Origin of the sequence: Dyella ginsengisoli LA-4, assembly GCF_000334915.1 — a bacterium.
Classification (GTDB): Bacteria; Pseudomonadota; Gammaproteobacteria; order Xanthomonadales; family Rhodanobacteraceae; genus Dyella_A; species Dyella_A ginsengisoli_A.
The window spans coordinates 25,604-36,779 of record NZ_AMSF01000068.1; the positions used below are offsets into that span (position 1 = coordinate 25,604).

An 11,176-nucleotide genomic window follows, 5' to 3' on the forward strand; every position below is an offset into this window, starting at 1 on the left:
ATGCACCGGCCCGCACGCGGGCCGGCGCAATCCGGCGCGCGGCGATCAGAACAGCAGCGAGGCCATGCGCCGGCGGTAGCGACCGACCAGTTCGGCGTCGTCGAGGGTGGCGAAGGCGGCGATCAGGCGCTTCTTCGCGGCGCCGTCGTTCCAGTCGCGGGCTTTCTCCAGCACGACGAGGAACTGCTCGAGGCCGGCCGCCGGCTCGTCCTCGATCAGCAGGCGCACGCCGAGCAGGTCGCGTGCTTCCCAGTCGGTCGGATCGGCCGCCACCCGATCGCGCAATACCTCCATCGTCGGCGCGCCGGCGAGGGCGCCGGCCAGCTCGAGCTGGTGGCGCAGGCGCACGGCGCGGGCGTCGGTGGCGAGGTTGGCCGGCAGCGCATCGAGCTCGGCCTGTGCCGCGTCCACGTTGCCCATGCGCATCAGCGCCACCGCCAGGTCGAGCTTCAGCTCCGGCTGGTCGGGTGCGGCAGCGATCGCCTGCTGCAGGCGGTTGACCGCTTCGGTCGGCGACTCGGTCGGCGCCGCAACGGCCTCGTCGCCCCCGGCGGCGGGTTCGCCGTCGAGCGGCTGCACGTGGCGGGAAAGAAACTCGCGCAGCTGGCCTTCCGGCAGCGCACCGGCGAAGCCGTCGAGAATCTGTCCATCCTTGACCAGCATCACCGTGGGGATGGAGCGGATGCCGAACATCCCCGCCAACTGCTGGTTGGCGTCCACGTCGACCTTGCCGAGGCGGAAGGCGCCATTGAACTCGGTCGCCAGTTTCTCGAGCATCGGGCCCAGTGTGCGGCATGGGCCGCACCAGGTTGCCCAGAAGTCCACCAGCACCGGGGTGTCGATCGAGGCCTGCAGAACGTCGCTCTCGAAGTTGCTCTCGGTGACGTCGAAGACGTGCGGATGGGCGGTGTCGGTCACGGTGTCGCTCCGGTGGTCAATGGCGCCCCAGATCTGGGCCGGACGGCAGCATATCAAGGGCATGGCGATCAACCGGCGCGGTCGAGGCCGGTTCAGCGCCACGCGCCGAGATTTGCGAGAATCCGTTGATGACCAGCCCGGGACACGGCACCACACGCATGGGCGCGAACACGCCATCCACCACGGCAGGGCTGCTGATCTGCGAGCACTGCGACACGGTGTATCGCCGGCGCCCGCTGTCGCGCGGCGAGGTGGCCTGCTGCGAGCGCTGCCACAACATCCTCGAGCGGCATGCGCGGCTGGGGCCGGACCATCTGCTGGCACTCACCTTCACCGCGATGGTGGTCTTCGTGCAGGCCAACATCTGGCCGATCGTGACCCTCGAGCTCAACGGCCGGCCGAGCAGCGCCACGCTGTGGGGTACCATCGTCACGATGTGGCAGCAGCATGCCGAAGTGGTCGCGGTGCTCGCCGCGCTGACGTTGTTCTTCTTTCCGATGGCGAAGATGCTGCTGTTCGGCTGGGTGTTCTGGTTCGCCCGGCGCGGCGAGCGCGGCCCGGGTTTCCGCAGCGCGATGATCGTGCTGCATTACCTCGGGCCATGGACGATGAGCGAGGTGTTCGTGCTTGGCGCGATGGTCGCCATCGTCAAGGCGCGGGTGTATTTCCAGGTGGTGCCGGACCCCGGCATCTTCGCCTACGGTGCGCTGATGCTGCTGATCACCGTGTTCGGCACGGTCGACCTTCGCCAGCTGTGGGACGTCACGCGGGAGCGATCGCGGTGAGCGCGCTGCCGCGGGCCGAGGAACTGGGCCTGATCGGCTGCCACGTGTGCGGCCTGGTGTGCCGCGACGGTCACGTGCACGACCAGGCCTGTCCCCGCTGCGGGGCGCGGCTGCACCGGCGCAAGTCGGCCAGCGCCAGCCGCACCTGGGCGTGGCTGATCACCGCATTCATCTTCTATCTTCCGGCCAACCTGCTGCCGATCATGCGCACGGTGAGCCTGGGCGACGTGGACGACAACACCATCCTCAGCGGCGTGGTCGAGCTGTGGGTCAAGGGCTCGCCGGATCTGGCGGTCATCGTCTTCACGGCGAGCATCGTGGTTCCCATGCTCAAATTCCTCGTGCTGGGGACGCTGCTGGTATCCGTCCAGCGCCGCAGCATGTGGGCACAGCGCCAGCGCACGATGCTTTACCGGCTGGTCGAGTTCATCGGCTACTGGTCGATGCTCGACGTGTTCGTGGTGGCGCTGCTGACCGCGCTGGTGCGTTTCAACGTGTTGAGCCAGGTGGAGCCGCTGCCGGGAGTGGTGTACTTCGGCCTGACCGTGGTGGCGACGATGTTCGCATCGATGAGTTTCGATCCGCGCCTGATCTGGGACAACAGGGACAACGATGACTGAAGAAACCAATCCCGCGGGCGACGAGCTGCCGCAGCCGGTAGTGCACCGGCGCCGGCTGGGTGCCTCGCTGATCTGGCTGGTGCCCATACTCGCCGCCGTGGTGGGACTGTCGCTGGTGGTGCACAGCTGGATGCAGGCCGGGCCGTCGATCACCATCAGTTTCCAGTCCGCCGAGGGCCTGGACGCCGGCAAGACCACGGTGAAGTACAAGAACGTGGTGATCGGCAAGGTCACCCACATCCGGCTCAGCCCGGATCGCAGCAAGGTGCTGGTCAAGGTGGCGCTGGACAAGAGTGCCGAGGGCTTCGCCCGCGCCGATACCCGCTTCTGGGTGGTGCGTCCGCGGATCGGCCTGGGGGGCGTGTCGGGGGTCGATACGCTGCTGTCCGGCGCCTTCATCGGTGCCGACGTCGGCACATCGGACGAGACGCGTTACGACTTCAAGGGGCTGGAGAACCCGCCGGCGGTCACCTATGGGGCGCCGGGCAAGAGCTTCGTCCTGCACGCCGAGGACCTCGGCTCGCTGGACATCGGCTCGCCGCTGTACTTCCGCCGCGTGCAGGTGGGCCGCGTGGCGTCCTACGAGCTGGACAAGGACGGCAAGGGCGTCACCTTCACCATCTTCATCGACGGTCCCTACGACCAGTTCGTCACCCGCTCGTCGCGCTTCTGGAACGCCAGTGGCCTGGATGTCTCGCTGGGAGCGAACGGCCTGAAGGTGAACACGCAGTCGCTGGCCACCGTGCTTGCCGGCGGCGTGGCGTTCCAGGATCCGGCCGGTCCGCACGACGCCACGCCGGCGCAGCAGGGAGCCTCCTACCGCCTGTTCGACGACAAGACCACCGCGATGGCGCCGCCGGACGGCCCGCCGCAGTACATCCGCATGCGCTTCGACCAGTCGCTGCGCGGGCTGGCGGTGGACGCGCCGGTGGAATTCCTCGGCATCAACATCGGCCGGGTGGTGTCGATCACCATGGACTACGACGCCAAGCGCGAGAGTTTCCCGGTGACCGTGGGCGCCGTGGTCTATCCGCAGCGGCTCGGTCGCGCCTACGACAAGCTGGTGGCCCAGGCGCAGGAGCAGAACGGCAGTCCCGATCTGGCGCCGATCATGGGCAAGCTGGTCGCCCATGGCCTGCGCGCGCAGGCGCGCACCGGCAACCTGCTGACCGGCCAGCTCTACATCGCGATGGATTTCCTGCCGAAGGCGCCGAAGGTCGCATTCGACCCGACGGTCCGCCCGCTGCAGATCCCCACCGCTCCAGGCAGCTTCGACAAGCTGCAGGAGCAGCTCGCGGAGATCGTGGACAAGGTGCAGAAGATCCCGTTCGACAGCATCGGCAAGCACCTGGACCAGACCCTGGCCGATCTCGACGGCACGCTCAAGCAGGTCAATGGCCAGGTGCTGCCCGAGTTCAAGGGCACGCTCAAGGATGCCCGCAGGACGCTGGGTACCACCGACAATGCGCTCTCGCCGGATTCGCCGCTGCAGCAGAACCTGCAGGGCACGCTGCAGGAGCTGCAGCGCATGGCGCGCTCGCTGCGGGTGTTCAGCGACTACCTCGGGACCCACCCGGAAGCCCTGATCCGCGGGCGCAAGAGCGACCCGGCCCCCTCGAAGCCGCCGACCGAAGCCCAACCATCCAAGCAAGGGAGCAAGCCATGACGCGCCTGCGCAACCTGTCCGGCCGCCTCGTGGCGCTCGGCGCCGTGCTGGCGCTCGGTGCCTGCGCGTCCGCGCCGACGCATTACTACACGCTGGTGCCACCGGCGTCCGCCGCGCCGGAGCAGGGCGGCTCGGGCCCGGCGTTCGAGCTGTTGCCGGTGAGCATCCCCGCCCAGGACGACCAGCCGCAGCTGGTCGTGCGCCAGGGGGGGCAGGGCGTGGCGCTGCTGCAGGGCGAGCGCTGGATCGCGCCGCTGGCGGACGAGATCCGCGGTGCGCTGTCGGCCGACCTCGCCGGCGCACTGGGGCGCCCGGACGTCTCCGGCCTGGCGCACGCGGACGAGCCGGTGGTGCGGATCAAGGTGGATGTGCGCCGCTTCGATTCGCAGCCCGGTGGCCATGCCCTGCTGGAAGCTGGCTGGAGCCTGCGCCTGATCGACGGCGACAGCACCTCGCGCAGTCTGGCCTGCGCCAGCACCTTCAACCAGCCGGTGGGGAGCGGTTATGACGCGCTGGTGCAGGGGCATCAGCAGGCGCTGGGTCGTCTGGCTGGCCAGATCGCGCAGGCGGCACGCGACCTGGCGGCGGGCAAGGCCCGTTGCCCGGGCGGCTGAGCGGCGACACCGCCTCCGGCTTGGCGAGCCCTCGGCGCTTCGGCTAGGCTGGCCGGCTATCGCGACGGCGCCACGGATTGGCCGCAGGCCCCGTCACATCACGTACCCACGGCACCGGACACATGCAGAACAACGACGAACAGGGTTCCCCCTCCGCTGGCACCGAGGCGGGCGAAAACGCCTACCGGCCGCAGGCGGTGGAGGCGGCAGCGCAGCAGTACTGGGCCGCCGAGCGCGCCTATGAAGTGACCGAGGACGCCAGCCGTCCGAAGTTCTACTGCCTCTCGATGCTGCCCTACCCGTCCGGCGCGCTGCACATGGGCCACGTGCGCAACTACACCATCGGCGACGTGATCAGCCGCTTCCAGCGCATGCAGGGCAGGAACGTGCTGCAGCCGATGGGCTGGGACGCGTTCGGCCTGCCGGCCGAGAACGCCGCGATCAAGAACAGGACCGCGCCGGCCAAGTGGACCTACGCCAACATCGAGCACATGCGTGGCCAGCTGCAGTCGCTGGGCTACGCGATCGACTGGTCGCGCGAGTTCGCCACCTGCCGCCCGGACTACTACGTGCACGAGCAGCGGATGTTCGTGCGGCTGATGAGGAAGGGCATCGCCTACCGCAAGAACAGCGTGGTGAACTGGGACCCGGTCGACCAGACCGTGCTGGCCAACGAGCAGGTGATCGACGGCCGCGGCTGGCGCACCGGCGCGCTGGTGGAGAAGCGCGAGATCCCGCAGTGGTTCCTGAAGATCACCGACTACGCGCAGGAGCTGCTGGACGGTCTGGACTCGCTGCCCGGCTGGCCGGACGCGGTGAAGACCATGCAGCGCAACTGGATCGGCCGCAGCGAAGGCCTGGAGATCCACTTCGCGGTGGAGGGGGAGGCCGAGCCGCTGACCGTATTCACCACGCGCCCGGACACGCTGATGGGCGTCACCTTCGTCTCGATCGCCGGCGAGCATCCGCTGGCGGTCAAGGCAGCGGAGAACAACCCCGAGTTGGCCGCGTTCCTGGCCGAGCTGCGTCAGGGCGGCGTCTCCGAGGCCGAGCTGGAAACCCAGGAAAAGCGCGGCATGGCCACCGGCCTGTTCGCGATCCACCCGGTCACCGGCGACAAGGTGCCGGTATGGGTGGCCAACTTCGTGCTGATGGGCTACGGCACCGGCGCGGTGATGGCGGTACCGGGCCACGACGAGCGCGACTTCGAATTCGCCAACAAGTACGGCCTGCCGATCCGGCAGGTGATCGCGGTCGACGGCGAGAGCTACGACGCGAGCCACTGGCAGGAGTGGTACGGCGACAAGACCCGCGCCGACATGCGCGTGGTGAACTCCGGCGTGCTGGACGGCAAGGACTACCGCGAAGCCTTCGACACCATCGCCGAGGTGCTGGGCAAGGACGGCAAGGGCGAGCGCCGGGTGAACTACCGCCTGCGCGACTGGGGCGTGAGCCGCCAGCGCTACTGGGGCTGCCCGATCCCGGTGATCCGCTGTGCCACATGCGGCGACGTGCCGGTGCCGGAAGACCAATTGCCGGTGCTGCTGCCGGAGGACGTGGCGTTCTCCGGCGTGCAGTCGCCGATCAAGGCCGATCCGGAATGGCGCAGGACCACCTGCCCGAGCTGCGGCGGCGCGGCCGAGCGCGAGACCGACACCTTCGACACCTTCATGGAGTCGAGCTGGTACTACGCGCGCTACACCTCGCCGGGCGCCGCCGAGCAGGTCGATGAACGCGCCAACTACTGGCTGCCGGTGGACCAGTACATCGGCGGCATCGAGCACGCGATCCTGCACCTGCTGTACTTCCGCTTCTATCACAAGCTCATGCGCGACGCCGGCCTGGTGCAGGCCGACGAGCCGGCCACCAACCTGCTGTGCCAGGGCATGGTGATCGCCGAGACCTTCTACCGCGAGAACGCCGACGGCTCGAAGGACTGGATCAATCCGGCCGACGTCGAGATCCAGCGCGACGACAAGGCGCGCGTGGTCGGCGCGCTGCTGAAGGCCGACGGCCAGCCGGTGGCGATTGGCGGCACCGAGAAAATGTCCAAGTCGAAGAACAACGGCGTGGACCCGCAGTCGATGGTCGGCAAGTTCGGCGCCGACACGGTGCGCCTGTTCTCGATGTTCGCCGCGCCGCCGGAGCAGTCGCTGGAGTGGAGCGAGGCGGGCGTGGAGGGCATGGCCCGCTTCCTGCGCCGGTTCTGGCGCGAAGTCACCACGCACGCGTCGCAGCCGGATCACCCGGTGGTCGATCCGGCCGCGCTCGACGCCGGCCAGAAGGCGCTGCGTCGCCAGCTGCACGAGACGATCCAGAAGGTCGGCGACGACTTCGGCCGCCGCCACGCGTTCAACACCGCGATCGCCGCGCTGATGGAGCTGCTCAACGCGGTCGGCAAGTTCAACGACATGAGCGACCAGGGCCGGGCCGTGCGCCACGAGGCGCTGGAGGCGATGGTGCTGCTGCTCAATCCGGTCACGCCGCATCTGAGCCACGCGCTGTGGCAGGTGCTCGGCCACCCGGAAACCGTGCTGGAGACTTTGCCGTGGCCGGCGGTGGACGAAGCCGCCCTGGTGCGCGATTCGCTGACCCTGGCGGTGCAGGTCAACGGCAAGCTGCGCGGCACCATCGAGGTGCCGGCCAGCGCTTCGAAGGACGAGGCCGAGGCGCTGGCCCGCGCGCATCCGCAGGTCCTCGCGTATCTTGAGGGCCTGACCGTGCGCAAGGTGATCGTGGTGCCCGGCAAGATCGTCAACATCGTCGCAGGATGAGTCGCATGAACCGTCTGGTGAAACTGTCGTTCCTGCTGGGACTGGCCGCGCTGCTCGCTGGGTGCGGCTTCCATCTGCGCCAGAGCGTGGCCCTGCCGCCCTCGATGCAGCACATCCATCTTGCCGTGAACAACGGCGGTGACCTGCAGCGCAACCTGGCTCGCGCGCTGCGCAACTCCGGCATCACGATCGAGGACGCCTCCGGCCCGGGCATCGCCGAACTCGTCGTGCCGGTGGCGGCGTTCCGCACCCAGACGTTGAGCATCAGCGGTGGCGCACGCATCACCGAGTATTCAGTGCAATACACGGTGAAGTTCAGCGTGGCCGACGCCACGGGCAACGTCCTGCTGCCCGAGCAGACCGTGCAGATGTCGCGCGAATACAGCTATGACGCCACCAACACCGTCGGCAACGATGCGCAGGTGGAGGAGATCCAGCGCAGCCTGATCGACGACATGGTGCAGTCGATCCTGTTCCGCCTGCAGGCGGCCGCACGCCATGCGGACGCTGCTGCTGCCGCCGCCGGCAGCAGCAAGCCCTGAACCATGCCGCTGGCTCCGGCTCAGTGGTCCAAGGCGCTGGCGGCCGACCGGCTGCAGGGCGTCTACCTGCTGGCCGGCGAGGAGCTGCTGGTGCTGGAGGCGGCCGATGCACTGCGGGCACGGGCACGCGAGCTCGGCTACACCGAACGCGAGGTGCTCGAGGCCGGCCAGCATTTCGACTGGGATGATCTGGCCCGCTCGGCCGCCGGCCTGTCGCTGTTCGCCACGCGCCGCCTGCTCGACCTGCGCCTGCCCACCGGTCGCCCTGGCGTGGAGGGTGCGAAGGCCATCGGCGCCTTCTGCGAGAATCTGCCGCCCGACGTCACCCTGCTGATCACCGCCACCGAGTGGAGCAGCAAGCACGAGGGCGCGTGGACCAGGAAGGTCGATGCCGCCGGCGCCATGGTGGTGTTCAACGCGCCGCGGCCGCATGAGTGGGCCGGCTGGATCGGCGCACGGCTGGCATCCCGGGGGCTGAGCGCCACACCCGACGCCGCGGCCCTGCTGGCACAGCGCGTGGAGGGCAACCTGCTCGCCGCCGCGCAGGAGATCGACAAGCTGGTGGTGCTGCACGACGGCAAGAGCCGCATCGACGCGACCGAGATGGAGCAGCTGGTCGCCGACAGTGCCCGCTACGACGCCTTCAAGCTCACCGACGCCGCGCTCGCCGGCGACGGCGGCCGCGCCCTGCGCGTGCTGGCCGGCCTGCGCGCCGAGGGCGAGGACCTGATCCCGCTGATGGGATGGGTGGTCAACCAGCTGCAGCTCGCCCTGCGCCTGGCCAATGCCCGCGATTTCGGCGCACAGGCCAAGGCCGAACGGCTGTGGCAATCGCGCGAACAGTTGTTCCGCCAGGCGCTGCGCCGCGCGCCGCGCGAGCACTGGCTCAAATGCCTGGCCCGGGCCGCGCGCATCGACCGTATCGCCAAGGGCCGCGAACACGGCGACGCCTGGCGCGAGGCCGAACGGCTGATCGCCGCGATGGCCGAGCCGCGTTCCGCCGCCGCGCTGGCATGAAACCGCTGGCGATCCTAGGGGGCACCTTCGATCCGGTGCACATCGGCCACCTGTGCGTGGCCTGGGAAGCCGCCGAACTGCTGGACGCCGAGGTGCGGCTGATGCCGGCCCGCGTACCGCCGCACCGCACGCCGCCGGTGGCCTCGGCCGAGCAGCGCGTCGCCCTGCTGCGCGCCGCGCTGGCCGGTCAGGATCGCCTGCAACTGGACCTGCGCGAACTCGAGCGTGACGGCCCCTCGTACAGCGTGGACACGCTGGAGGCGCTGCGCGCGGAGCAGGGCGACCGACCGCTGGTGCTTATGATGGGTGCGGATGCCTTCGCCGGACTGCCGGGCTGGCATCGCTGGCAGCGCCTGTTCGAGCTGGCGCACATCGGCGTATTCGCGCGACCGGGGTTCGAGGCTGCATGGCCGGCAGACCTGGAGGCCGCGATCGCCGGGCGCCTGGCCGATCCCGTGGGCGACTGGCGCGGCCGGCCGGCCGGTGCCGTGCTGACGCTGGAGGTGACGCCGCTGGAGATTTCCGCCACCCGCGTCCGCCGTCTGCTCGCGGCGGGGCGGTTGCCGCGCTATCTGCTGCCGGAGGGCGTGTTCGGCGTGCCGGCATCGCTTGACGTCTATCGGCGGGCCCCGGGCTGACGGGGCACTGGGTGCCGGCCGGTCGGTGTCCTGACGTGCCGCCCTTGCCACCCGGGAAGCGCCCGGTGATGAAGCAAGTGGATGCGAGGACGTGGCGACGCCATGCGCTGGTGGTGGTCACCGTGATCCTGCTGCCGGCCCTGGGCGCGCATCCGGAGCTTTTTTCCTCGGCACCCGGAGCGATGCGCTCGGTGTCGATGGCCCGTGACGACTGCCCGGGATCCCGCTGACCGGAGTGCTGCCGCCGATAGCGCTGACGGCTCTGACCGGGTGTCGCCCGTACCTGCGGCCCATGGGCCGGGCGATCGGCGATTTCCCGTGCAATGACGGCGGTCCGGTCGGGCGGTACGGCTATCTGCGGGTAGTCACCCGGCCCCCGGCGCGGCTCAGCGCAGGGCAGTCACGCGGTGCGCGGCACGAACTTCAGCGCCACGGAGTTCATGCAGTAGCGCAGGCCGGTCGGGCGCGGGCCGTCGTCGAATACGTGGCCGAGGTGGCCGTCGCAGCCAGCACAGCGCACCTCGGTGCGGATCATGCCGAAACTGGCATCGCGCTTCTCGATCACGTTGGAGGCGGCAATCGGCTGCCAGAAGCTGGGCCACCCGGTGCCGGAGTCGAACTCGGTGGCAGCGTCGAACAGTGCGGTCGCGCAGCCGACGCAGCGGAACAGGCCGGGTCGGTCGGGCTTTTCGTGGTCGCCGCTGAAGGCCCGCTCGGTGCCGTCCTGGCGCAGCACGTAATAGGCCATCGGCGACAGCCGCCGGCGCCATTCGGCGTCGCTGAGTACCAGCCGGCGCACCGTGCACGGTCCGAGCGGGCGCCCATCGTCGGCGAAGCACTGCAGCCGCACTTCGATGCCGCCATCGGCGGTCGCGCGGGTGCCCGGGCCACGCTCGCGGGCGAACAGGCGGGGTATCACGGCCAGTCCCGTCACGGTCGCCAGCGCGCCACCTGCCAGCGCGGCGCGCAGCAGGCGACGCCGTTCCATCATCACGATCTGCTGGGTAGGGGACATGCGGGGATTCCTCCGTGCCGGGCGGTGACCACCAGCATTCGCACGGGCAGGCGGTCAGGTTACTTGCCTCTGGTACGCAGTAACCGCGCGCATCGATGCAGCGAAGCAGCGGAAAGCACGCCCATGGAGCCGGTGGATGTCCGCCATCTTGACCAATGCCCTCGCGATCGGTGTAGATGGCGGCCTTGCCTTGTTTCAGGACGCCGTCCGCGCCGTGGACGATTCTTCGCTCAGCGACAACCAGCAGGCCGATCTGCGCCGCGCCGCCTGGATGGCGGCGGCGCAGGCGGGCGACCGCGTGGCTTACGAGCGCGTGCTGGGGGAATCGGTCGGGCTGGTCCGCGCGGTGGCCCGACGCCAGGGTGTGCCGGCGGACCAGCTTGACGACGTGGTGCAGGAGACCCTGATCACCATCCATCGGGTCCGGCACACCTACGACCCGGCCCGTTCGTACCATGCCTGGCTGTCGGCCATCGCCAGCCGCCGGGCCATCGACAGCCTGCGCCAGAGCGGCCGGCGCGGTCGCCGCGAGTTGCACGAGCCGCTGGCCGTCGAACAGCATGCCGACGAGCGGCAGGCGAACGATG

Annotated in this window: 12 protein-coding genes; 10 read left to right on the forward strand and 2 right to left on the reverse strand. The window is 69.6% G+C overall.

Annotated elements, in window-relative coordinates:
• Positions 1-45: 45 nt before the first annotated feature.
• Positions 46-918 (reverse strand): thioredoxin, encoded by an 873-nt coding sequence (gene trxA / locus C693_RS0115825; protein ID WP_017463255.1) that lies wholly within the window; start codon positions 916-918, stop codon positions 46-48.
• A 158-nt stretch (positions 919-1,076) separates the two neighbouring features.
• Between trxA and C693_RS0115830 the strand changes: the two genes are divergently transcribed.
• The 9 genes from C693_RS0115830 to C693_RS23820 all read left to right on the forward strand — a co-directional run bounded on the left by C693_RS0115830 (position 1,077) and on the right by C693_RS23820 (position 9,804).
• Positions 1,077-1,703 (forward strand): paraquat-inducible protein A, encoded by a 627-nt coding sequence (locus tag C693_RS0115830; RefSeq protein WP_017463256.1) that lies wholly within the window; start codon positions 1,077-1,079, stop codon positions 1,701-1,703.
• Positions 1,700-2,323 carry a paraquat-inducible protein A gene (locus C693_RS0115835; RefSeq protein WP_017463257.1) on the forward strand — a complete coding sequence of 208 codons (624 nt, stop codon included), beginning with the start codon at positions 1,700-1,702 and terminating at the stop codon, positions 2,321-2,323. Before C693_RS0115830 ends, C693_RS0115835 begins: the two co-directional genes overlap by 4 nt.
• Complete coding sequence (locus tag C693_RS0115840) at positions 2,316-3,989, forward strand: intermembrane transport protein PqiB (RefSeq protein ID WP_017463258.1); 1,674 nt, start codon at positions 2,316-2,318, stop codon at positions 3,987-3,989. Before C693_RS0115835 ends, C693_RS0115840 begins: the two co-directional genes overlap by 8 nt.
• A complete protein-coding gene (locus C693_RS0115845) occupies positions 3,986-4,603 on the forward strand; it encodes a PqiC family protein (RefSeq protein WP_017463259.1) in 618 nt (205 codons plus the stop codon). Before C693_RS0115840 ends, C693_RS0115845 begins: the two co-directional genes overlap by 4 nt.
• Positions 4,604-4,725: 122 nt before the next feature.
• Entirely contained in the window at positions 4,726-7,377 is a 2,652-nt protein-coding gene (gene leuS / locus C693_RS0115850) for a leucine--tRNA ligase (protein ID WP_017463260.1), read from the forward strand.
• A gap of 5 nt (positions 7,378-7,382) precedes the next feature.
• Entirely contained in the window at positions 7,383-7,919 is a 537-nt protein-coding gene (gene lptE / locus C693_RS0115855) for an LPS assembly lipoprotein LptE (RefSeq protein ID WP_017463261.1), read from the forward strand.
• Positions 7,920-7,922: 3 nt separating this feature from the next.
• Positions 7,923-8,936, forward strand: a complete 1,014-nt coding sequence (gene holA, locus C693_RS0115860; RefSeq protein ID WP_017463262.1) for a DNA polymerase III subunit delta — start codon at positions 7,923-7,925, stop codon at positions 8,934-8,936.
• On the forward strand, positions 8,933-9,574 hold the full coding sequence (gene nadD / locus C693_RS0115865) for a nicotinate-nucleotide adenylyltransferase (protein WP_017463263.1): 642 nt from the start codon (positions 8,933-8,935) through the stop codon (positions 9,572-9,574). The genes holA and nadD overlap by 4 nt, the downstream gene beginning before the upstream one ends.
• Positions 9,575-9,642: 68 nt before the next feature.
• Complete coding sequence (locus C693_RS23820; protein ID WP_017463264.1) at positions 9,643-9,804, forward strand: hypothetical protein; 162 nt, start codon at positions 9,643-9,645, stop codon at positions 9,802-9,804.
• A gap of 170 nt (positions 9,805-9,974) precedes the next feature.
• Here C693_RS23820 and msrB read toward each other — a convergent pair whose 3' ends face one another.
• Positions 9,975-10,589, reverse strand: a complete 615-nt coding sequence (gene msrB, locus C693_RS0115875) for a peptide-methionine (R)-S-oxide reductase MsrB (protein WP_017463265.1) — start codon at positions 10,587-10,589, stop codon at positions 9,975-9,977.
• Positions 10,590-10,725: 136 nt separating this feature from the next.
• Here msrB and C693_RS0115880 point away from each other — a divergent pair.
• On the forward strand, positions 10,726-11,176 hold a 451-nt coding region (locus C693_RS0115880), incomplete at its 3' end, for a sigma factor (protein ID WP_017463266.1).

What these genes read in the sequence shown, in the direction of transcription:
- C693_RS0115830 (WP_017463256.1), top strand. Translation starts at nt 1,077, where the DNA reads ATGGGCGCGAACACGCCATCCACCACGGCAGGGCTGCTGATCTGCGAG.
- C693_RS0115840 (WP_017463258.1), top strand. Translation starts at nt 2,316, where the DNA reads ATGACTGAAGAAACCAATCCCGCGGGCGACGAGCTGCCGCAGCCGGTA.
- C693_RS0115845 (WP_017463259.1), top strand. Translation starts at nt 3,986, where the DNA reads ATGACGCGCCTGCGCAACCTGTCCGGCCGCCTCGTGGCGCTCGGCGCC.
- leuS (WP_017463260.1), top strand. Translation starts at nt 4,726, where the DNA reads ATGCAGAACAACGACGAACAGGGTTCCCCCTCCGCTGGCACCGAGGCG.
- lptE (WP_017463261.1), top strand. Translation starts at nt 7,383, where the DNA reads ATGAACCGTCTGGTGAAACTGTCGTTCCTGCTGGGACTGGCCGCGCTG.
- holA (WP_017463262.1), top strand. Translation starts at nt 7,923, where the DNA reads ATGCCGCTGGCTCCGGCTCAGTGGTCCAAGGCGCTGGCGGCCGACCGG.
- nadD (WP_017463263.1), top strand. Translation starts at nt 8,933, where the DNA reads ATGAAACCGCTGGCGATCCTAGGGGGCACCTTCGATCCGGTGCACATC.
- C693_RS23820 (WP_017463264.1), top strand. Translation starts at nt 9,643, where the DNA reads ATGAAGCAAGTGGATGCGAGGACGTGGCGACGCCATGCGCTGGTGGTG.
- msrB (WP_017463265.1), bottom strand. Translation starts at nt 10,589, where the DNA reads ATGTCCCCTACCCAGCAGATCGTGATGATGGAACGGCGTCGCCTGCTG.